The organism is Lachnospiraceae bacterium JLR.KK002 (assembly GCA_036941025.1).
GTDB lineage: Bacteria > Bacillota > Clostridia > Lachnospirales > Lachnospiraceae > Petralouisia.
Genome location: JAYMNP010000001.1, coordinates 973,324 through 996,202, shown reverse-complemented (window position 1 = coordinate 996,202; position 22,879 = coordinate 973,324). Strand labels below are relative to the sequence as shown.

Below are 22,879 nucleotides of genomic sequence, written 5' to 3'. Positions count from 1 at the left end.
AGGCGTTTGCGAAACGCCAGAACCCACATAAATACGGGATTCTCTTTGTTACAAAATAAAACAACTCCTCACTGGTCTGTGGTATAATTGAAATCTCCAGTAACAATTATCCATATCCACCAGTAAAGGAGTCGTATCTATATGATAACACATAAACAGCTCTCTTTGGCAGATATTTTTACCGATTGCCAAAATAAATTTGATAATGATAAATATCAGTTCCTTGCACTTCTCGAAAATACCATCAACTTAGATGAAATGGTCCCAGTGTCCTTTATTTCTCATTTCCATGCTGCCACTGGCAGGCCCCGTAAGCATCTGCTTTATCCAATGCTCAGGGCTCTGTTATTACAGCTTATCTTCTCAATCCCAACAACATCCCTGCTGATCATATTCCTGAAATACTCCCAGGAACTGCGGGACTTCTGTGGGTTTGATGTTGTCCCGGATGCCTCTAAATTCACCCGGTTCAAACAGGATTTTTTATCGGACTTACAATCCATGTTCGATCATCTTGCTGACTTGACCGAACCGATCTGCCATTGTATTGATACACAGAAAGCTTCCATGCTTCTCTTTGACACCTCCGGCATTGAGGCATGGGTTACAGAAAACAATCCCAAATATGCCAACCGTATCATCAAACAGCTGAAAGCCTTCAAAAAAGCAAAAGGGATGGCCGATTCCTTTGACCCTTATAAAGCCGCCTACGGCTCCATGCCTTCCCATGCTGCCGCCAGTCCAGCCATTCAGCAGATGTACATTAACGGGCATTTCTGTTATGCTTATAAATTCGGCATTATTACCAACGGACTCGGCATTGTCCGGGATATTTCCTTTTATAACAAGGACTTTCTTGCGGCTCATCCTGACATCATTGTTGGAAAAAAATCTGATTCCCCGGATGAAGATAAGAGTCTTGCCGATTCCAGGGCATTGATTCCCACTTTAAAGGATTTCTTTCGCAAGCATCCGCTTATCAATCCGAAAACTTTTCTGGGAGACGCCGCATTTGATTCCATTGAAATCTACAAATACCTGTTACAGGAAGCTTCCTTTGAGCAGGCTTACATTCCCCTCAACGGCAGAATCTCCCTTCCAAAATCCGACTGCCCGCTGAATAAGGACGGCATCCCCTGCTGCCCCAAAGACCCATCCCTTCCAATGAAACGGGAAGGAAGCAAATCCCATCTCCGCTGCGGACTGCCAACCATGAAGTTTGTATGCCCGAAAATGAAATGGGAATATGATAAATCAACCGGTAAGAGCAAACGCGTCTGCCACTGTGAAAATCCCTGTACTGAATCCCCCTGCGGCAGGATGTTTTATATTTATCCCGAGAAAAACCTGCGCGCCTATCCTGGTACGCTCCGTAGTACGGCCGAATGGGATTCCACCTATAAGATCAGAGTAAATGTTGAGAAATCAATCAACCATTTCAAGGACAGCTTCTGTGTTGCCGGGCGTAAAACGCAGAATGAAAAAACGCTTCATGCTGACCTGCTTCTCGCCGGGATTACCCAGCTTATTACTGTAATGGTGGCTGATAAACTGCACAGGCATGAATATATCCGCAGTTTAAAACCTCTGATTGCATAACCTTACATACCGCATACCATTTCACGGGCAGATATCCTTATCTGCTTTGTTTTCATGTCTTAAAATCCTTGTTATCCACATCCACCTCCTGTAAGTCCGGCTCAACCGGGCCTTTGCCCTATTGGAATCAAGATTTTGAACTTGTTTCGCAATTACCTATTATCAGTCAGCCAAAGATATAATATATACCTGATATCCCTGTTTGTTCCGCTGGCTGGTAAAGCAGAAAAATTTTTGATTTTTTTGCGGCTGTTGCGAAACTATATCCCGCCTTAGTTTATCTGTATGGTTTTTCAGCCTTTCGCAAATTTCGCAAGGTTTTGCAAAATTTTTTATTTCTTCCAAATCGTTATTTCTTTGAAGGTTGAGGTTGGCTTCACTTCATAATGGATGCCGGACTCATTCTCCAGATTGCTTTTTATCTTGTCAATCCTGATTCTTAAGTGGTTGGGTGTCTTTGGAAGCACATTCCCTGCCATTCCGTTCTCTGCCGCAATGTCCTGCAAGTCGCATAGTAACATTGACATAGAATTTGTATATCTTTTTCTTTTCTTCATCAATTCTATAATGCACAGTGCAACAATGTCCCCGTCCAACGTGCTTCTGTTAATATTTTTCTGGTTTTCCCATAGTATCTCCGAAACTTCTTCTTCCGCCATGCCCAAAACTCTGCCCGCTTTGATACATGCAACATGGAAATCAGCCATACGTATCAGCTTCTGTTTTCCCACAGGTTTTTTATCATAAAAAGCTGCTGCCAGTACCTTAAAAATACAGCCTAATATTTTGGGTCTGTCTTCTTCAAACTGGTTCTGTAACGCTTCCTCCGTCACGATTTCATCCGGTTCTATCCTTTTGAGCGCGATAATCAGGGAACGGTCGAGCAAATCGCTTTCCTTTGCAACCAGTGAAACCCCGTTCATGGCGACCACTGATTTCAAATCCAATACGATTTCATTTGTATTCTGATACAGGGCGCGCTTTGATACGCTGCCCCCTGTCACTGCAACTGCCAAAATATCAGACACTCTCCGGCTTAAGGATGATAAATTATCCAATGAGGTAAAATAATTGTTGTTCAGCTTCAATTCCAGACCGTCACTTCCTTTTGGAATGCCGCCGCCTACATCCGTGGCTTTGGGGTCGATAAGGCTTTCCAGTTTCCGAAGAGTCGAGCTCTTTCCCGCGCCTTTCTCACCTGTCAGCACCAGCATGGGATGGTTAATGCCCAGCCCCCAGAATGATGTGACAAGGAACAGCGTAAGAAGTTTTACCTCCCTGTCAGATTTCAGGTTGAAATTCTTTCCTACATAGTGAAGCAGTCTTCCCGGCTTGATTCTCAGGTCGGGCTTTACCTGGTCTGCGTAATTGGCGGAATGCCGGAAAATGACGCCTTCTACTGTTTCTATGGACGCCTTCCCGTTTTCAATCCATACAACGGTTCCATTTTCCCTGTTTAATTCGTAAGCATATTGGGAACCATTGTTATAAATCCTCTTGCATACCTCTACCTCCTGCAGGTTATCTGCCCCAAGAATCTCGGCTATGTCCACTGCATTCTGTACCTCCTGCATAAGAAGCACTTTTTGAAACTGCTGGTAATATAACTTTTTGAAGGCTGTCCTGAAGTCATTTTCGTAAATTGGATAAGCCATCGTACTATTTTTTTCATTGTTTATCAGTCCATAGTAATTTCCCCTGATGTCTTTCGCAAAGCTTAAAAGCCTTTTGTTTACCAGTTCCTGAACGTTTTCTGTTAAATCTGAATTTTTACCCATTTTCAGTCCCCACTTTCTATTCCGTAATAAGATACGTCATAGGCTATTTTTTTCACAAATACCCTGTTACCGCTTTGAATTATCTCAATAGATACTGGCATACCTTCCAGACTTCCAAAGTCCAATGAGCCATCCTTTCTGAAAACTGGAAGGTTCTGGAGCCTGTGATTCAGTCTCCATACTGGTATTTTGTAAGCAAGGTTCTTTCTATGTCTGTTACTATCATAAAATGACAAATGTAATATTACATGCTTCTTCCTGTAGCTATAGCTTTCTACTGTGCCATAACAATCCCTTCTCCTGCATTTATTCTTCATCCTGCTCCTCCTGTTCATAGAATTCAGCATCCAGTTTTATCTTGTCAATGAAGAACTGACCGTTATCTCCCTGATGAAAAGTCACCAGCACCCTGGTTTCTATAAGCAAATCCAAATCAGCCGACAGGTCATCATTAAACAAATCAAGCTCATAGCACAATTTATAAAAATGGGAATTCACTTCAAGCCTCACATCTATTTTTCTCATGAATCGAATTGTCGGCTCTTTATCTACTATTACATAAATCCTCAGCGTATTTTTTTCCATATCCAGCGAGTAATCTACAATCTCACCTTTGTACCATTTATTTTCTCTCACCTTTGGTTTTACAAATTTAACAATGTTCATTTTGACAACCTCCTAATAAAAAATTGATACTTCATTAAAAATCCACTTTTCGGTTTTCCCGTGCGCACAGGAAAGTTTGATGTTTCTTCGTTGAATCAACTATCTACTATTATACAACATGCAAGTTTGCAACTATTTTTACATTTTTTGGTATATCGCCTAACTATCGTTCATAAGATACCGTATATACACCAGTCCTACTGGACTTAAAATTCATAATAAAACCAGTACTTTTTCATTTTTCCAAATCAAGTACTTTTTTTCATTTTTTTAAATTTTTGGAGGTACATATCATGAACGATTTTATCAATGAGCTAACAGAAGATTCTACAAATGATACCATGAATAAAAACATTCAATCACAAACCAAAAAAAAATCAAAGGGAATTACTGGAAGGAGTTCTAACAAAGATATCCTGCAAAGAAAAAAAATCTGTAAAGAAATTATTCGGAAATCGCCAGGAATAACAAAATTACAATTTATTAAACTATATAAAAAAGAATGCACAAAAGCAAAAATAAAGATACCAGCACAGCCAACTATTTTAAAGGATGCCCGTAGTTGTAAAATAGCATTTGATAGAAAGGGAAATTCAATGACATCCCCCATATTTTCATCCTTTAACAGAATTGGGTATGATATAGGTTATTATCTTAGTCAAATACGCGTCTTATGTTCTTCATATGACATTACTGTATTTGATATCAGGGAAGACAAAATTACTAATATAACAAGAACATTACCATTAAAAAAATTTCTTTCTCGTATAGATTCAATTTATACTACAAATACTAATGATTCTGATAATTATCAAAAGATAAACAACACGTCTTTAACTACGATACTTCTAATTTTCAATGAAAAAGGATTAGAAAACTATATTGAAAGTATATTTGAACAAGAGTTTCAGATTAACAAACCTTATTTATATACTGAAACATCTGGTTATTGTTTCAAAATAATATTTGAATTTCAGGATTTAAAACTTATCATGCGCAATGTCTACGGAATACTCGAATTTACCCAGCCTTCTTACTTTTCACAGGAGAATTAAATCTTACTCCCCTTATACCTTGACGGTGTAAGGGGAACCTTAAGCCAAAATATAAAAAGTATATTTGTTTCTTTAAATACTATAGAGAGTTTAAGGTATTACCACCCTCTTCTCTTTGGATATATCACCGTAATTCCATATTCATTCGTAACCATATACAAATCAGAATGCCATTCCCATTTTCCAGATTTACAGAGAAGCGTTTCCATTTCTTCGGTATCTATGCATAAGTGGAATTCTTCCAATAACTTCAAATACAAAGAATCCATATCCGCTGATTCATCCTCCGGCAGCAGCAAAACCACATAACCGCCATCTTCGTTATCCACATCCCGTTCAGAACCATAATGGTAATTCAGCAGTTGTACCAGTCGTTTTACTTCTTCCATCACCTGTAATGGCACTGTAATTCCTGTCTTTAAGCCATACAATTTCTCTGCTTGCTGTGCTGTCCAAATCTTTTCTGTCATACGTTTTAATTCCTTCCATATCAGATTCTGAAAACCTTAACAATACCTGAAATCTTTCCAATACATATACATTTGCTGCTATACAGGAATTTCCTTATGCGCCACTGTGCATAAAAAAATCCCCTGCTACTTTTTTGATAAAGTAACAGGAGATTTCTATTTATATATCCTGTGATATAACCAATATACTATTTACACAGCTTCCAGTGTACTACTTCTGGGCGATAGCCGCCTGTGCTGCTGCCAGTCTTGCAATCGGTACACGGAATGGTGAACAGGAAACATAGTCCAGACCAATCTTATGGCAGAACTCAACGGAAGAAGGATCTCCGCCATGCTCGCCGCAGATACCGATATGGAGCTTCGGATTTACCGGTTTTCCTAATTTGATTGCTGTTTCCATTAACTTGCCAACGCCAGTCTGGTCAAGTTTTGCAAACGGGTCATTCTCAAAAATCTTAGCGTCATAGTATGCTTCCAGGAATTTTCCGGCGTCATCACGGGAGAATCCGAAAGTCATCTGTGTCAGGTCATTGGTACCGAAGCAGAAGAAGTCAGCTTCTTTTGCGATTTCGTCTGCGGTAAGTGCAGCTCTCGGAATCTCAATCATGGTACCTACTTCATACTCTAACTCTACGCCTGCAGCAGCGATTTCTGCGTCAGCAGTTTCCACTACTACTTTCTTCACATATTTTAACTCTTTGATATCGCCGATTAACGGAATCATAATTTCCGGTTTCAGAGCCCAGTCAGCATGTGCTTTCTTCACATTGATAGCTGCACGAATCACTGCGCTTGTCTGCATTTTGGCGATTTCCGGATAGGTAACTGCCAGACGGCATCCGCGGTGTCCCATCATCGGATTGAACTCATGGAGAGAATCAATCAGTGCTTTGATGTCTTCTACAGATTTGCCCTGAGCGTCTGCCAGTTTCTTAATATCTTCTTCCTCGGTAGGAACGAACTCATGCAGAGGCGGATCCAGGAAACGGATGGTAACCGGGTTGCCTTCCAGAGCTTCGTATAATTTTTCAAAGTCTCCCTGCTGATACGGAAGGATTTTAGCCAGAGCAGCTTCTCTCTCTTCTACGGTATCTGCACAGATCATTTCACGGAATGCAGCAATTCTGTCTTCTTCAAAGAACATATGCTCGGTACGGCAGAGACCAATCCCTTCTGCACCCAGTTCACGTGCTTTCTTAGCGTCAGCAGGTGTATCTGCGTTGGTACGAACCTTTAAGGTTCTGTATTTGTCTGCCCATGCCATGATTCTTCCGAATTCACCTGCGATGGTTGCGTCAACGGTAGGAATCAGGCCATCATAAATGTTACCTGTGGTACCGTCGATGGAGATAGGATCTCCTTCATGATACTCTTTGCCTGCCAGGGTAAATTTCTTATTTTCTTCATCCATGGCAATGTCTCCGCATCCGGATACACAGCAGGTTCCCATACCACGTGCAACAACGGCTGCATGGCTGGTCATACCGCCGCGGACAGTCAGGATACCCTGAGCGGCTTTCATACCTGTAATATCTTCCGGAGAAGTCTCAAGACGTACTAATACAACTTTTTCACCTTTCTCTGCCCATGCCACAGCATCGTCAGCAGAAAATACGATTTTACCACATGCAGCTCCCGGAGAAGCGCCAAGGCCTTTGCCTGCAGGTGTTGCTGCCTTCAGTGCGGCAGCATCGAACTGGGGATGCAGCAAAGTATCCAGATTACGCGGGTCAATCATGGCAACTGCTTCTTCTTCTGTTCTCATGCCTTCGTCCACTAAATCGCAGGCAATTTTCAGAGCAGCCTGAGCAGTTCTCTTACCATTACGTGTCTGAAGCATATAGAGCTTCTCATTTTCAACGGTAAACTCCATATCCTGCATGTCTCTGTAGTGATTTTCCAGGGTAGCGCAAACTTCTGTAAACTGTTTGTATGCTGCCGGGAATTTCTCTTCCATCTGAGCGATTGGCATTGGAGTACGAACTCCTGCAACCACGTCTTCACCCTGAGCATTTGTCAGGAACTCGCCCATCAGTTTCTTCTCGCCGGTTGCCGGGTCACGGGTAAATGCCACACCGGTACCGCAGTCGTCGCCCATATTACCAAATGCCATACTCTGTACGTTTACAGCAGTACCCCAGGAATACGGAATATCGTTGTCACGACGGTATACGTTTGCACGGGGGTTGTCCCAGGAACGGAATACAGCTTTTACTGCTCCCATTAACTGTTCCTTCGGATCATCCGGGAAATCCTCACCGATTTTCTCTTTATATTCAGCCTTGAACTGAGAAGCAAGCTCTTTCAGGTCGTCTGCTGTAAGCTCAACGTCCTGTGTTACGCCTCTGTCAGCTTTCATTTTGTCAATCAGTTCTTCAAAATATTTCTTGCCAACTTCCATAACCACATCGGAATACATCTGAATGAATCTTCTGTAGCAGTCCCATGCCCAACGGGGATTGTTGGATTTTTCAGCAATAACATTTACAACGGTTTCGTTCAGACCAAGATTCAGGATGGTGTCCATCATACCAGGCATGGAAGCTCTTGCACCGGAACGTACGGATACCAGAAGGGGGTTCTCTTTATCGCCGAATTTCTTTCCTGTAATCTCTTCCATTTTGCCGATGTACTCGTTAATCTGAGCCTGGATTTCTTCATTAATCTGACGTCCGTCCTCATAATACTGAGTACATGCTTCTGTTGTAATTGTAAAACCCTGTGGTACCGGAAGACCTAAGCTGGTCATTTCAGCAAGGTTTGCGCCTTTTCCTCCAAGAAGTTCACGCATGTTTGCATTTCCTTCTTTGAAGAGATAAACCCATTTGTTTGCCATTTGAATTCCTCCTAATATTTACTTTGGTTTATTGTTATGCGAATACGGATTGCGGACCGGCAACTGCCCCATCCCACCATATTCTGCCATTACACAAATGAGACAGCACACTTCACAAAGCGCACATATATATTCTAACATATTTTGGAATAATAGCAAGTCTGTTTTTTCGTTTTTTTACCAACTATAATGTGCAAATGAAAAACTGCACAGGAGCTGTCATCAGTCAGAGACGGATGGCAGCTCCTGTGCCCTCATTCAGATATCATTCTGCATTATCAAAAATCAAATTTATCTGCAAAATATGCGTCCAGTTCTTCAATTTTCACACGTTCCTGTTCCATACTGTCACGGAACCGCACAGTTACTGCATTGTCATTTTCCGATTCAAAATCGTATGTAATGCAGAAAGGCGTTCCGATTTCGTCCTGTCTCCGGTAACGTTTTCCGATATTTCCTCTGTCGTCAAACTCACAGTTATACTTTTTGGACAACTGCGTGAAAATCTTCTCCGCTCCCTCGTTTAATTTTTTGGAAAGGGGAAGCACGCCGATTTTTACAGGCGCCAGCGCCGGATGGAAATGGAGTACGGTCCGCATATCCGGTTTCTCCTCTGTTCCCAGGTTTTCCTCATCATAAGCGGCGCAGAGGAATGCAAGTACCACCCGGTCTGCTCCCAGAGACGGCTCAATCACATAGGGAATGTATTTTTCTTTCTTCTCATCATCAAAATAACTCATATCCTGTCCGGAAGTCTCCTGATGACGGGTCAGGTCATAATCAGTACGGTCCGCAATGCCCCAGAGTTCTCCCCAGCCAAAGGGGAACAGGAACTCAAAGTCTGTGGTGGCTTTGCTGTAGAAGGACAGTTCCTCCGGGTCATGATCTCTGAGACGAAGTTCTTCTTCCTTCATGCCAAGGCTCAGTAGCCAGTCGCGGCAGAATCCTCTCCAGTACTGAAACCATTCCAGATCTGTTCCGGGTTCACAGAAAAATTCCAGCTCCATCTGCTCGAACTCTCTGGTACGGAACGTAAAGTTACCGGGTGTAATTTCATTTCGGAAAGATTTTCCAATCTGGCAGATACCAAAGGGAACTTTTTTCCGGGAGGTACGCTGTACATTCTTAAAGTTTACGAAAATACCCTGAGCAGTCTCCGGCCTTAAATAAACGGTATTTTTCGCATCTTCCGTAACGCCCTGGAAAGTCTTGAACATCAGGTTAAACTGACGGATATCAGTAAAATTATGTTTTCCGCAGGTAGGACAGGGAATCTTATGTTCTTCAATAAAATTCACCATCTGCTCCTGATTCCATCCGTCCACGCTTCCTTCCAGTTCAATTTCTTTTTCTTCCGCAAAATCCTCAATCAGTTTATCTGCCCGAAAACGCTCATGGCATTCCCGGCAGTCCATAAGAGGATCTGAGAATCCTCCCAGGTGTCCGGAAGCCACCCAGGTCTGAGGATTCATGAGAATGGCGCAGTCCACACCCACGTTATAGGGATTCTCCATTACAAATTTCTTCCACCATGCCTGTTTCACGTTATTTTTCAGTTCCACACCCAGATTACCGTAATCCCAGGTATTGGCAAGGCCTCCGTAAATCTCGGAACCGGGATAAACAAAACCTCTCGCCTTGGCCAGCGCCACGATTTTTTCCATGGTTTTTTCCATACTGTTACCTCTTTCTTTTCTATATTTACTGATAAATTACATACACAAGAGACGATTCCTCCCCGTCCTCCACTTCCTCCGGAAGCTGGATGGATACCGTATCCTTATCCTTCATGGTGGTGTACCGGGAAGAAACGTACTGAATGGTTCCGTCCACCTTCACGTCCACCTTTTCACTTAACACAATAACCTTCGCATCCAGATCCGTTATAGTCTTACTGTCCACGGTTCCGGCTGCTTTTCCATCCGCAATCTCTGTAAATTCTTCGTCAAATCCATAGCCTTCCGCCAGCGCCTGGGGAATGGTTCCGGAAAATAAAGTCACTCCGTTAAAATCTTCGTATTCCTCACATCCCGCATATTGAATCAGCAGTTTTGCAACGCCTTCCTCCACAGAAAATTCATCCACACTGACGCTCTTTTTTCCATGTTCTTCCTGGTAATCCTCCACACGCTCATCAATATACTTCTTCAGTTCTTCCTCATCATAATAATCTTTGTCAAAATCTGCGATAGCCGCACTGACGACTGTGCCTTTTTTCTGTACGTATACGGTATCACGATCCGCCTCCAAAGATTTTCCGCATCCTGTCAACAGCCCGGCCATCAACAGACACACCAGACCGATGGAATATAATTTCTTCATCCTCAACCTCCTCAAAGTCTTATACGTGAATCCCACATATTATACTCTTTTCCGGCGGTTATTGCAACTGTTGATTTTCATCGGAACCTTCACCGGTACTCTGAGAAGAAAGCAGAGCGGCCGTCAGCCTGTCATTTTCTTCCAGAATCTGAAGGGCATGAAAGCTGCGCTCCACATAAACTGCAAAATAATCATCCATAATTTTCTCCAGATTTTCAAGAACCTGCGGAGCAAGGGCAAAAGTATAGAGCTTTTCAATGTCGGAGGTAATAATATACTGCATGGCATAAAGAGTGGAACGGTCCAGCGGAACCGCCGTTCCCAGGGTTCCGCAGCGGCTGCACAGGGTTCCGCCCCGTTTCGTGGAAAACCAGTGCAGTTCTTCTTCCCGTCCGCAGTTCAGGCAGGAAAATACATTTGGATATTCTCCGTTGATTACCAGTGTTTTCAGTTCAAAAACCCGGCGTACCAGCCGGTTGGAAAGGCTCTCCTTTTCCAGAGCCCGCAGCGACTGGTACAAAAGTTTTAACATATGTATTTCATCCGTATTTTCTCTGGCATAGTAGTCCGCCAGTTCCAGAAAATAAAACCCATAACAGGCATTATCCAGATTCTGCGCCAGTTCCCGGAAGTAATTGGATATCTCTCCTTTTACCACCGTATAGGAACTGCGCCCCTCGTACACTTCAAACTGGCCGAAGGAAAAAGGGCTGCAGGCCGCCATCATCTGGCTGCCCGGACGCCTTGCCCTGCGCGCAAAGGCTGATATCTTTCCTCTCTCCTTCGTCAGAAGTGTGATACGCTTATCATATTCTCCCACCGGGACTGCAGATAACACCATGCCCGTCAGCACTATGGTCTGTCCCATATTCTTTCACGCTCCCGCTTATATGTTCCCTGTCTGCCATCATGGAAACCGTCGCGTCCCCTGTGACGCCCTCCGAATCCCTGCGGCCCCTGTAGTTTAAGTAATCCTGAATACTTCCTGTACTTGCAAATTTCATCCATTCCTGTTCTACCATCTGGATTCCCCCTTTGTTCTTCTGTTCCTTTCCGCAGCAGCAAGCCGGTACCGTGCGGATTTCATCCGGCCTTTTGGCCTTCTGTCACTCATTAGGGTATCCTGTCCGTATCACAGATATACTATATAAATTCTGGCAGAAATGTCAGGCTTCCTCGTCCCTGCGGTATCCAAAATTCTTAATCAGGAATTCACTGTCCCTCCAGTCTTTCTTCACCTTCACCCAGAGCTTTAAGTTCACCTGATGTTCCAGCATTTTCTCAATCTCAAACCGGGCGTTGCTTCCTATCTTTTTCAGCATGGCGCCCCCTTTGCCAATAATAATTCCCTTATGGGAATCACGCTCACAGATAATAGTCGCTTCAATATCAATGATTCCACTCTTTTTCCGCTCCTTCATCCGCTCAATGGTAACCGCAATCCCATGGGGAATCTCCTCGTCCAGCGCATGGAGGGACTTCTCCCTTATAATTTCTGCCACAATCTGGCGTTCCGGCTGATCTGTCACCGTATCTTCATCGTAAAACATGGGGCCGTAGGGCAGATATCTGAAAATCAAATCCGGCAGAATCTCCGTATTTTCTCCCCGCAGGGCAGAGAGAGGCACAATTTCCGCAAAGTCATATTCTTTCCGGTACGTGTCAATATACAGAAAGACGTCTTCTCGTTTCACCGTATCTGTCTTGTTGATAATCAGTATCACCGGGGTATTTACCTTTTTCAGCTTTTCCAGGATATGGCGTTCCCCGGCTCCGATAAAAGTGGTGGGCTCCACCAGCCACAAAATCACATCCACGTCGTGCAGGGTCTGTTCCGCCACATTTACCATATACTCTCCCAGCCTGTTTTTGGCCTTGTGGATTCCCGGCGTATCCACAAATACAATCTGTCCTTTTTCTTCATCCGTATACACGGTCTGAATCCGATTCCGGGTGGTCTGGGGCTTTTTGGAGGTAATGGCGATTTTCTGTCCGATCAGATGGTTCATCAGTGTGGATTTTCCCACGTTGGGTCTGCCGATTAAAGTAACAAATCCTGATTTAATTTTTGAATTCATATCCTCTCCTTAGTGCTGATTCTTCTGTAATTTAATATGGATTAACAGTTCAGCCACAGCCTGCATTATGGATGAATCATGCTGACATGAATGAACACATAATACGGGCGGTCTGTGGCCTGTTTTAAGGGGCGTGAGCTGAACTGTTCAATATAGATTTCTTTTCCAGGGAACATTTTATCTCTAGTACAGATTTTTCAGTTCCATAAACAGTTCCTGTTCTGCCTTCAGCTTTTCTTCATTTCCGATTACGCAGAAAGCATGTTCTGCCAGCACTGCCTTTACCAGACCGGACAGATTTCGAATATCTTCCTGACTGGCATTCAGTATTTCTTCCCGCTCTTTCTGAAGCATTTCCTCCGTAACACCGGTAAGATATGCGGTGGCGCTGCGTCCGGTTTTCCCGGCGGGAGTCAGCGGTGCATCCACGCTGCTGAATGTTCCGATGATATATTTTGTCATTTCCTGTTCATCTGCCTGGAAGTGCTCCAGATATTCCGGTATTTTCTCATAAACCTCATTGGTTTTCCCCAGATTCGGATCCCGGTAGGAAGCAAAATATCCGTCGCCGCTTCGGGTAAATCCGCTCATGCAGCCGTAAGCGCCGCCTTTTACCCGTATATTTATCCAGAGATAATCATATCCCAGCAGGACTTTCAGAATCCGAAGAACGCCCGTATACCGATACCCTGCCGATTTATAGCTTCCGGCCCGCGATACATACTGAACCTGAGAAGCGTCCAGAAATCCCTCGTTCTTCTTTTCCAGAGAAATGCCTGTATGGATTTCCTCCGGGCCCTTCCGGGAAAGAACCGCTTTCATGGCAGGAATCTCCTGTTCCACCAGCTTCATGCCTTCCGGCTCTGCCCCAACGCTGAACATCAGATTATCTCTCCGGAAAATCTTCTCTGTCAGTCTTTCCAGCCTGCCGCTCAGCTCATCTTTCCTTTCCTCAAAATGCTCCTCCAGTTCTTTTACCACCTGATAAAATTCAATGCCCTGAGTCATATCCGTATATCTGGCGCTCTCCGAAAAATAAGACATGGCACGCATGGCGGAGGTGGAGTGCCCGGCGCTGTTTAAGCTCATCTGGAGCCTGGACTTTAACTGGGCCAGAATTTCATAAAGCCGCTCCTGCCTCCGGAAATTGCTGCAGGAAAGAATTTCCCGGACAAGCTCCATGGCTTTGGGAATTTCCCGGTATAAGGTCTTGATTTTTATTTCATATTTCAGGAGAATGCTGTCCTGCTCCGCATGGGGATAAATGCCGAAATTGCTGAAAATCCCTCCCGTATACAGATTGATTTCATTGGCAAGTTCCTGAAAACTGTAAGTTTCGGTATCCACATACCCCAGTACGGATTTCAGAATCCCCAGGTACGGATAATCTTCTGCCGGCAGGTCTCCCACATCGAACATCAGACTGAAATAGGCAATTCCATTGGTATCAATATCATGGCAGAGCACCAGGGTATCATCCACTTTCTCAGGACGGATATACAGTTTTTCTCCTGTCTTTTTGATGTCTTCTCTGGAAAGCATGGGTATTCTGGCCAAATCTTCCGGAGCGGAAGGCTCCTCCTGATACTGTTTCAGATGGCGGGTGAAATCCACAATCTCCTGCAGCTCCTGAGTATTCAGAGAGGCTCTGTATTCTGCAAGCCGTTTCTTCAAGGCTTCTTCTTTTTCTGTATTCAGTCCGTATTCCGGCTCCGCAATTACCACTGTGCTATGGGGATTATCCAGAAGATACTTCCGAACCAGTTCTTCAAAATATCCCGTTTCTACCTGCGTTTTCAAAAATTCAATGACTTCCAGTTCTTCCAGATGAAGAAAGGGCTGGCTGTCTTCATAAAGCCAGCTGTCCAGACATTTGATTCCCAGAAGCAGCCCTTTGGGGAACTGTCCGTAATCTGCCTCACGGTACCGGAATTCATAGCTGTTAATACCTGCCCGCAGAGATTTCTGATTGATGCCCTGGTCTGCCTGTTCTTTTAAAACAGTCCGAATAATATTCAGAAATTCTTCTTTTTTCTCCCGATTGCTGTTTTTGGCCATAATGGTGAAGAAGGGCTGCAGGCTGTTGCAGTCAAAGGAAGCCAGGATATCCTTTCCGATTCCGGCATCCAGCAATGCCTGCTTTAAGGGCGCTCCCGGTGCGCTGAGCAGGGCGTAATCCAGTATGTCAAAGGCGACATACAGCGTTTTGTCCAGTATGCATCCAACACTGACATTATAAGTCAGATATGTGTTGTCCCGAAGGCTTTCACCTCCGGCAATATTGTAGGGAATGACGGTTTCTCTTAAGGCTGTAAAAGGCTCCTGGCGTCTGACTTCGGAATCCACCGTAATTTTCTCATAATTACTGAGATATTCCCGGTCCATCCACTCCAGCTTTTCTTCCATATCCATGTTTCCATAGAGATAAATATAGGAATTGCAGGGGTGGTAATATTTCTGATGGAACTCCAGGAACCGCTCATAAGTCAGTTCCGGAATGTTCTCAGGATTTCCGCCGGACTCATAGGTATAGGAAGTGTCCGGATAAAGGCTGCTTAAAATCTCCCGCTCCAGAACCCCGTCCGGGGAGGAAAAAGCTCCTTTCATCTCATTATAGACCACTCCATTAATCGTAAGAGGGCTGTCCATATCTTCCATTTCATAATGCCAGCCTTCCTGGCAGAAAATCTCCCTGTGCTTATAAATATCCGGATGGAGCACAGCGTCCATATATACTTCCATGAGATTCTGAAAATCCCTGTCATTGCAGCTTGCCACCGGGTAAATGGTCTTGTCCGGATAGGTCATGGCATTTAAGAATGTATTCAGAGAACTTTTTTCCAGCTCTATAAACGGGTCCTTCACCGGAAATTTCTCAGAACCGCACAGTACGGAATGCTCCAGAATATGAGCTGCTCCGGTGCTGTCCAGAGACGGCGTGCGGAATCCGATATAAAATACTTTATTTTCATCTTCATTGGATATCAGGGTGATTCTTGCGCCGCTTTTTCTGTGCCGGAGCAAATAGCCCGTGGATTTGATATCTTCCAGTTCCTTTTCTTCCAGTAATTCATATGCTTTGCAGTTTTCCAGATTCATAATTTGTAATTTCCTTCCCTTTCTGTCCTTCTGTCTTCCATACAGGAGTACCATAATTTTCCAGAATTGTCAACGTGTCCCGGTTATGATTTCAGAGAAACCGTAAGCTGATTATACGGAATCTCAATCTGGTTCCGGTCGAAGATTTCCTTAATCTGTTCGTTCAGCCTCCATTTTACCTTCCAGTAATCTTCTGCCGCCACCCAGATACGACAGCCCAGTTTCACGCTGCTGTCTTCCAGAGCGTCCACAAAAACAGACAGTTCTTCCTCTTCCAGTCTGGCAGTTTCAGACAGCAGCAGTTCTGTGAGAAGTTCTTTCGCTTTCTGAATATCCGCCTCATAGGAAATTCCCACAAATACATCCACCCGCCGCTTATCCTGCTGGGTTACATTGGTCAGGCTGGAGTTGGCCAGCGTTCCGTTGGGAATCACCACGGTTCGGTTATCCGTAGTCACCAGCCTGGTATAAAAAATCATAATTTCCGACACAGTCCCCTCATTCTGATGAGTATCTTCCATAATATAGTCTCCAACTTTAAAGGGTTTAAACAGTAAAATCAGCACACCCCCTGCAAAATTGGACAGGCTTCCCTGTAATGCAAGTCCAAGGGTCAGTCCGGCTGAACCAAGGACTGCCACCACGGAAGTGGTTTCCACGCCAAGCTGATTAATCACTGCCATGGCCAGTACAAAATAGAGGATGATTTTGAAAAAGGAATCCAGAAACTGCTTCACTCCCTCGTCCACACCAGAGCGTTCCAGCGCCCGGTTCAGTACCTTCCGCAGCCATTTTATAATCCTTTTCCCAATCAGATAGATGACAAGAGCTATCAGTACCCGCACCGCAAAATCCACCAGATAAGGAACCATATCCTCCAGGTGGCTTTTCAGTACCCCCGGTTTTGCCACTTTCTGCAATTCCTGCAATTCTGCCAGATTATCTGTCCTGGTTTCCGCCAGAATATTCCCTGGCAATATATTTTTTACTGCTTCCATAAAACCATTTTCCTCTCATTCTATTCTTTCCCCATGTGGTTCCGCAGCGGGAATTTTGATTGACACCCGGCCCCGAATTCACTATAATTATAGTATAATATTTACAATAGAAAGGCAAACAATTTTTAAAAATTGTGTAATTGTTCAATAACAGTTCAGACCAGGACTTTGCACCTGCTGCAAAGTCCGTAAGAAAATGTGAATTTAGCCGGGGAATCCGGCCCTTTGCTGAAAGCAAATTTTAAATGTGCCGGATTCCGTAACAGGGAAGTCATAGACTGAACTGTTACAATTGTTCGTAACAGTTCAAATTTTCCTGCCGATTCCCGGACATGAGGTCTGAACAGTTATTTACCGGAAATGGAGGTGTGTATATGAACAGTTCCCAGCTTATTAACATTGTGGATGTTATCTGTCATTCTTTCCGTCATGTAGATCCACGTCTCATCAATCACGGAGAACGTGTTTCATATATTCTGATGAAAATGCTGGCAGATACCAGTTATTACACGAAACAGGAGAAACAGGATATTTTTATGCTTGGCCTGCTTCATGATATTGGTGCATATCAGGAGGATGAAATTGACTCCATGCTCAGTTTTGATATGAACGACCCCCTGGCACATTCTGTTTTTGGTTATCTGCTGTTTCAGAATTTTTCGCCCCTTCCGGAATATGCCGATGTTATTTTATATCATCATCACTGTAATGCCCAGTATTACCCGGTTCCCATCGGTAATTATCACAGGGACATTGCAAGGCTGATTTATCTGGCGGACCGCATTGATATTTTCTGCGTTTTAAACGATACACAGCAACTGAATTCTTTTCTGGACTCCGGAAGCTACACGGTATTTTCCGACTCCAATATCCGCTGGTTTCGGAGTGCAGATGAAAAATATCATATCCTTGACAACATCCGTACCGGAGCATACCAGCAGGAACTCACCGCATATACCAGGAATCAGATTACGCTGTCCGAAGCCCAGATTCACGATTATCTTATGATGTTTATTTTTTCTGTGGATTTCCGAAATGAATATACAGCGCTCCACACCAGTTATGCAGTACATTTAAGCGAACAGTTTGCCGACACGCTGCACCTGTCGTCAATTTCCGGCAGAACCATTCAGCTTGCGGCCATACTCCACAATATCGGTAAAATTTCCCTGTCCTCTCATGTGGAAAACATAAGCGACTATGACCGTTACCTGAAAGAACTGTACCAGAATTCCACATTGGACGTGACCAGAAAGATTCTCAAAGATACGGTGGATCCTCAGATTATTAAGATTATCGACGAATCGTTTCTGCTTCTGGAATGCTGGTCAGAAGATGAGGCAGTTTCTTTTACACCTGCTCCCGCTGCTGAGATTGTAGCACTCTCCTATCTTATCAGCAATGTTCTGACCCACAATACGGATTTTACATACCATGCAAAACTGTTTACGTTTTTAAAGAGGAGATACCAGAGCTGCCATATGGACGACGCCATCCTGCTGGCACTGGAAAAATATTTCCGGCAGATTATGGAAAAAACTTTTGATTCCTGTTCTTCCGTATTCCACAGCTATCACCATATGATGGATGAGAAGCATTTTCTGAATAATATTCTGCTTCATTATAATTCGAAATATCAGTAAAATTTTTCTGAACAGTTCAGGAGGCTGTTGCAAAATGCAGCTTATATACAATATATGGTTGAAACCTCATAGAGTTTAATTCCCATATCCTGTATATAGCGGCTATTTCGCAGCAGCCCCTGTATTATAACATATTAGGTCTGTCCTGATCCGCATCCGCTTTATAAAACAGTGCCATCGCTTCCGGATCGACTGATTTGAACGCATAATCCAAATCAATATTTTTCTTCAGGAAAGGTTCAAAATAATTCGGTATAATTGTTTCCGGATGTTCTTTTCTGTTTATAAATCCGGCCTTTTTCAGAACATCATAATCAGCTCCCACAACTACAAAATCAATATATTCATACCCGAATTTTTCCATAAGTTCTTTTAAATCAGTTCTTACATAAATCAGATTATCAGTTTTACCAATATAATCAACAATTCTTAAACATTTTGCTGTCCCATTTCCGCACTCACGTGTCACAAAAACGGAACATATGTCGTTATCCTTTATAATACCATAGAAACCATATTTATATATGGGATGATTATAATACCTGTTTATATAATAATTTTTGGATTTATATTTACTTATTTCTGTAAATATTTTATGGTGTTCTTCCAGCTTCTGATATTCTTCTAAAGATATCTGTTTTATTCTCCAGCTTCCATCTGCTTTATCGGGAAAAGGTATTTCCTGACGATTCGCTGACAGTTCCTCCGCACATGCCATATTAGGGCAATAATACTGCTCAATCTTTCCTGTGGAAAAATTCCAGTGCTTATAAATGCTCAGAGCAATTTCGCTGATTCCAAGAATAGAGACAGTCTCTATTTCCAAATGTGATTTCATATAATAATACAGTGAAACCCCAAGGCCTTTTACATGAATATCATCTCTGGATTTCCAGATACAGGGCCATACCTCCAGTGCTTCAATCCCATCGTCAAACTGACTGGCAGGCACAAAACCTAATATGGAATGAATCTCTCCATTTTTTCTGTGTTTCGCTACAACAAAATTATATCTTTTATTCCTGTAATCATAATGCTGCCAGTCAAACAATTCCCGTGATAAAACAAAAATATGATCTTTTCTCCAGTAATGCTCTATAAACTTTATCACATCTTCCGCTTCTTCTTCATGGCAAAGGTGTGTGCCGATGATGGTCATGTGCAGCAAAAAGCCGGAGCCTGCCGCATGGAGCATCATCGGCATGATGTACAGCGTGCATTTCCTGCACTACAGGGACATGGAGGACTACATCATCCGCCGCGGCCTCACACGCTGGACGGAGGAGCATGACCGCAAGGCCGGCCTCTGCCTGAGCGGCGTCAGCAACCGTTTCCGCATCTATTAGGCGCAGGGGCGGCCTCCACCTCTGTGCCTGCCCTCCTGCCTGACGGGCGGGCAGGCACACGCGTAAAAACCGCATAAGTTTTTGGGGTATTAACCCCATAAGTTTTCAAGGGATCTTCCCGGAAAGGAGCAGCATATGGGAAAAAGAGGGCCAATGCCGGGCACAGGCGGGCGGCCGCCCAAAGCCCTGGCAGAAAAGATAGGCGCGGGCAATCCGGGCAAACGCCCGCTCATGGTGATGGGCGCGCCGGAAACCGCCACACTGGAATGTGTGGAGATGCCCGCGCCAAAAGACTATATGATAGAGAAACAGAAGAACGGCGGGAAGTTCTGTGCCGAAGAGATCTACACAGAAACATGGGAGTGGCTCAAAGAGCGCGGCTGTGAAAAACTGGTGAAAACGCAGTTGATCGAACAGTACGCCATGAGCGTTTCGCGCTGGATACAGTGCGAGCAGGCCATCTCGGAATTCGGCTTCCTGGCGAAGCACCCGACCACGCAGCAGGCCATCGCCTCGCCGTTCGTCAGCATGGCGCAGAACTATATGAAGCAGTCCAACCAGATGTGGGCGATGCTCTACCAGATCGTCAAGGAGAACTGCTCCACCGAATACCAGGGCGCAACGCCGCAGGACAGCGTGATGGAGCGGCTGCTCCGGGCAAGGGAGGGACTGCGATGAAACTTCCAGGAAAAATCGCACGTTACCTCCGGGGCAATGTGGACTTTGACAGCTTCTTTGTTTTGGACATCGCCGTGCAGGATAAGGAGAACGCCGTGCTGCTACTCGCCCCAAGGGATATTACAACGGATAAGTTTTTCTGTATGCAGTACCGCGGGCATTCCTATTTTTACGGCAGCATCGAAAACATGATGGAAGCCTGTGTAAAATGCCAGTACCTCCACCCCGCCGCCGCAAAACGGCTTACAAGGAAATACCATAAGTCCGCAGGGAAGTCCTGTGCAAAACACACCGGGTGAATCCGGGCAGATACACACATTGATATTTCACAGACACACATTATTTTCAAGGAGGGATTTTATGACAGCATATGACATCTACACAATCGGCACGTCGGAATACAAAAGGGCGTTCTGGGATAAAGCCATGAGGGGCGACCAGACCCCTCGTGAGATCATGCAGAGCGGGAATTCCCTGCATGACACGCTCGTCCTCCCGGCTGACAGCAATAAGAAGTTCCAGGAGGCTCTGCGCAGGGAGAGCGTCTTCCGCCAGCTCGCCACCTGCATCAGCGCGCCGCAGTCGGAAGGCTCCATCTGGACTTCCGTGTGTGAAGACCTCGCTGAATGGGTACCGGAAAACGGCAAAGTCAGCATAATGGACGCCACAGGTGGCCTTACAAGGCAGCTCTTCCGCTGCAATAAGCTGGCGGTCATCGCAAAGCTCACCAACAACTATGTAAAGGATATTGGCTTTGACGCGGAAAGCTACCTCACCGCACACCTGGCAAAAAGTTTCGGCAGGGCAGAGGAAAACGCATTTATCAATGGGAGCAGCGAAGGAATGCCGACAGGCATCCTGCATGGCACAGACGGCGCGGAGGTTGGCCTTACAGCCACAGAGATCAGCTTTGACGATATGGCAAAGCTGTACCTCTCCGTCAAGCCGGAATACCGCAAAAACGGCGTGTGGATCATGAATGACGAGACTGCCCTCGCGCTCCGCACGTTAAAGGATGCGGGCGGAAGCTACCTGTGGAACCATAACAGCGACACTATCTTTGGAAAACCCGTGCATACCTCAGAATTCATGCCGTCCGCCGCCCCTGGGAGACTGCCCGTTGCATTCGGGGATTTCAGCCATTACTGGATCGTGAACCGCCTCCCGCTGTCCGTGCGGACGCTGACGGAGCGTTTCACCCTCCAGCACCAGACAGGCTACCTTGCCTATGAGTTCCTGGACGGCAGGCTCACCCGCCCGGAGGCCGTCAAGACTTTGCAGATAAAGGCAGAATAGGCATCCGTCAAATCAAAACGATACCACGGAAAATGCCCTGCATCCGCAAATCCAGGGGACAGGGCATCTTCCTAAATCTGTGGTATTTACTTCCCATGCCGGAAAGCCGAATTACCGGTGAGGTTCTTCAGCAGGATTTTTCGGGCGGCTTTGTACTCATCCCCGATAAAGCCGAGCCGGAGCAGGAAGCAGCGGAACGCGTATTTGTCATTGTCGGTTTCCGTCGGCTTGCCCGATACACGCTTCACGCGCCTTACCATCCCGCACAGCTTTTCCACGAATTCCGTATAAGCCGTTGTTTCATTCGGATTAGCCGTGAATGGGAAACACGGGAAGCTGACCGCATCTTCCGTAACCGTAATGCGGATTTCATCAGCCTGGAAAGCCCGCGCCATCAGCCCACCTTTGTTCTCTACCAGCTTTGCAAGGTTCTCCAACGTTCCCAGTGTGAACAATTCTTTTGGCATGCTGACGGTCAGCCTGTCCTCCGTCTGTTCCGCTTCGCCTGTGAAGCCTTTTCCTTTCAAATGCTCCAATAGATTGCTGACCGTTTCCCTATCCACGCTGTCCGGGATGCGGAGCGTCCCGTCCCTTTCCAATGTGCAGTCACCGATTTTATAAGCCAGGCTCGGCGCTTTCTGGTAGCATGGGACTGTGTGCAATGCCGTGGCGATCTCCTCCGCCAGCTTTGGCCGCTGTTTCGGTTTTAGTTCAAATCTGATATCTATCTGCATATGTATGCCCTCCTTCGTTTTGGTAGGTACATGTTCGCTCTGTCCGCACAGAATAGCAAGCAGAAATCCCCAGAATACTGGACAATCATCTGCCTGGATGTTTGTGCAGTTTATGGCACAGGATTACCTTGCTATTATCCCAAACCAGATTTAACATGTCCGTACCAAAAGAAAAGGAGGCAGCTTATGCAGACAAAGAAAATGAAAGTACAGTATTCCACACGCGCACGGCAAAGTAAAAGCCATTACTTCGGCAGCGGGTACATTGAAACACCGAA

20 protein-coding genes and 1 pseudogene are annotated in these 22,879 nt (G+C 44.9%); 7 read left to right on the top strand and 14 right to left on the bottom strand.

Going from position 1 to position 22,879, the window contains the following annotated elements; all coding sequences use genetic code 11:
• The first annotated feature begins 141 nt into the window (after nucleotides 1–141).
• A pseudogene (locus VSQ32_04735) lies at nucleotides 142–1,537 on the top strand (transposase).
• Nucleotides 1,538–1,931: 394 nt separating this feature from the next.
• Here the strand turns inward: VSQ32_04735 and VSQ32_04730 are convergent.
• From VSQ32_04730 to VSQ32_04720, 3 genes are read right to left on the bottom strand one after another with little or no spacing between them, the layout of a single operon-like run.
• Entirely contained in the window at nucleotides 1,932–3,377 is a 1,446-nt protein-coding gene (locus tag VSQ32_04730) for a hypothetical protein (GenBank protein MEH2942181.1), read from the bottom strand.
• Nucleotides 3,378–3,379: 2 nt separating this feature from the next.
• Entirely contained in the window at nucleotides 3,380–3,694 is a 315-nt protein-coding gene (locus tag VSQ32_04725) for a hypothetical protein (protein ID MEH2942180.1), read from the bottom strand.
• Nucleotides 3,684–4,043: a hypothetical protein gene (locus VSQ32_04720; GenBank protein ID MEH2942179.1), complete on the bottom strand. Its 360-nt coding sequence runs from the start codon at nucleotides 4,041–4,043 to the stop codon at nucleotides 3,684–3,686. The genes VSQ32_04725 and VSQ32_04720 overlap by 11 nt, the downstream gene beginning before the upstream one ends.
• Nucleotides 4,044–4,336: 293 nt before the next feature.
• On the opposite strand from VSQ32_04720, the gene VSQ32_04715 reads away from it, so the two are divergent.
• On the top strand, nucleotides 4,337–5,098 hold the full coding sequence (locus VSQ32_04715) for a hypothetical protein (protein MEH2942178.1): 762 nt from the start codon (nucleotides 4,337–4,339) through the stop codon (nucleotides 5,096–5,098).
• A gap of 98 nt (nucleotides 5,099–5,196) precedes the next feature.
• On the opposite strand, the gene VSQ32_04710 is transcribed toward VSQ32_04715, so the two are convergent.
• From VSQ32_04710 to VSQ32_04670, 9 genes are all read right to left on the bottom strand, one after another.
• Nucleotides 5,197–5,568 (bottom strand): hypothetical protein, encoded by a 372-nt coding sequence (locus VSQ32_04710; protein MEH2942177.1) that lies wholly within the window; start codon nucleotides 5,566–5,568, stop codon nucleotides 5,197–5,199.
• Nucleotides 5,569–5,779: 211 nt separating this feature from the next.
• Nucleotides 5,780–8,407, bottom strand: a complete 2,628-nt coding sequence (gene ppdK, locus VSQ32_04705; protein MEH2942176.1) for a pyruvate, phosphate dikinase — start codon at nucleotides 8,405–8,407, stop codon at nucleotides 5,780–5,782.
• Between the two features lie 278 nt (nucleotides 8,408–8,685).
• Entirely contained in the window at nucleotides 8,686–10,083 is a 1,398-nt protein-coding gene (locus VSQ32_04700) for a glycine--tRNA ligase (GenBank protein MEH2942175.1), read from the bottom strand.
• 25 nt (nucleotides 10,084–10,108) lie between these two features.
• A complete protein-coding gene (locus VSQ32_04695) occupies nucleotides 10,109–10,729 on the bottom strand; it encodes a hypothetical protein (GenBank protein MEH2942174.1) in 621 nt (206 codons plus the stop codon).
• 58 nt (nucleotides 10,730–10,787) lie between these two features.
• Nucleotides 10,788–11,597 (bottom strand): DNA repair protein RecO, encoded by an 810-nt coding sequence (gene recO, locus VSQ32_04690; GenBank protein MEH2942173.1) that lies wholly within the window; start codon nucleotides 11,595–11,597, stop codon nucleotides 10,788–10,790.
• Nucleotides 11,536–11,751, bottom strand: a complete 216-nt coding sequence (locus VSQ32_04685) for a hypothetical protein (protein MEH2942172.1) — start codon at nucleotides 11,749–11,751, stop codon at nucleotides 11,536–11,538. Before VSQ32_04685 ends, recO begins: the two co-directional genes overlap by 62 nt.
• 144 nt (nucleotides 11,752–11,895) lie before the next feature.
• A complete protein-coding gene (gene era, locus VSQ32_04680) occupies nucleotides 11,896–12,807 on the bottom strand; it encodes a GTPase Era (protein ID MEH2942171.1) in 912 nt (303 codons plus the stop codon).
• A gap of 183 nt (nucleotides 12,808–12,990) precedes the next feature.
• The gene (locus VSQ32_04675; GenBank protein ID MEH2942170.1) at nucleotides 12,991–15,906 is read right to left on the bottom strand and encodes an insulinase family protein; all 2,916 of its coding nucleotides are present in this window, start codon (nucleotides 15,904–15,906) and stop codon (nucleotides 12,991–12,993) included.
• A gap of 83 nt (nucleotides 15,907–15,989) precedes the next feature.
• On the bottom strand, nucleotides 15,990–16,904 hold the full coding sequence (locus VSQ32_04670; GenBank protein MEH2942169.1) for a mechanosensitive ion channel domain-containing protein: 915 nt from the start codon (nucleotides 16,902–16,904) through the stop codon (nucleotides 15,990–15,992).
• Nucleotides 16,905–17,278: 374 nt separating this feature from the next.
• On the opposite strand from VSQ32_04670, the gene VSQ32_04665 reads away from it, so the two are divergent.
• The gene (locus VSQ32_04665; protein ID MEH2942168.1) at nucleotides 17,279–18,547 is read left to right on the top strand and encodes an HD domain-containing protein; all 1,269 of its coding nucleotides are present in this window, start codon (nucleotides 17,279–17,281) and stop codon (nucleotides 18,545–18,547) included.
• A 124-nt stretch (nucleotides 18,548–18,671) separates the two neighbouring features.
• On the opposite strand, the gene VSQ32_04660 is transcribed toward VSQ32_04665, so the two are convergent.
• A complete protein-coding gene (locus VSQ32_04660; GenBank protein MEH2942167.1) occupies nucleotides 18,672–19,751 on the bottom strand; it encodes a hypothetical protein in 1,080 nt (359 codons plus the stop codon).
• On the opposite strand from VSQ32_04660, the gene VSQ32_04655 reads away from it, so the two are divergent.
• The 4 genes from VSQ32_04655 to VSQ32_04640 all read left to right on the top strand — a co-directional run bounded on the left by VSQ32_04655 (nucleotide 19,750) and on the right by VSQ32_04640 (nucleotide 21,867).
• Complete coding sequence (locus VSQ32_04655; GenBank protein ID MEH2942166.1) at nucleotides 19,750–19,893, top strand: hypothetical protein; 144 nt, start codon at nucleotides 19,750–19,752, stop codon at nucleotides 19,891–19,893. The two genes, VSQ32_04660 and VSQ32_04655, sit on opposite strands and share 2 nt — an antisense overlap.
• A gap of 135 nt (nucleotides 19,894–20,028) precedes the next feature.
• Nucleotides 20,029–20,571, top strand: a complete 543-nt coding sequence (locus tag VSQ32_04650; protein ID MEH2942165.1) for a P27 family phage terminase small subunit — start codon at nucleotides 20,029–20,031, stop codon at nucleotides 20,569–20,571.
• On the top strand, nucleotides 20,568–20,870 hold the full coding sequence (locus VSQ32_04645; GenBank protein ID MEH2942164.1) for a hypothetical protein: 303 nt from the start codon (nucleotides 20,568–20,570) through the stop codon (nucleotides 20,868–20,870). The genes VSQ32_04650 and VSQ32_04645 overlap by 4 nt, the downstream gene beginning before the upstream one ends.
• Nucleotides 20,871–20,931: 61 nt before the next feature.
• On the top strand, nucleotides 20,932–21,867 hold the full coding sequence (locus VSQ32_04640) for a phage major capsid protein (GenBank protein MEH2942163.1): 936 nt from the start codon (nucleotides 20,932–20,934) through the stop codon (nucleotides 21,865–21,867).
• Between the two features lie 86 nt (nucleotides 21,868–21,953).
• On the opposite strand, the gene VSQ32_04635 is transcribed toward VSQ32_04640, so the two are convergent.
• Entirely contained in the window at nucleotides 21,954–22,601 is a 648-nt protein-coding gene (locus VSQ32_04635) for a hypothetical protein (GenBank protein ID MEH2942162.1), read from the bottom strand.
• Nucleotides 22,602–22,879 lie beyond the last annotated feature (278 nt).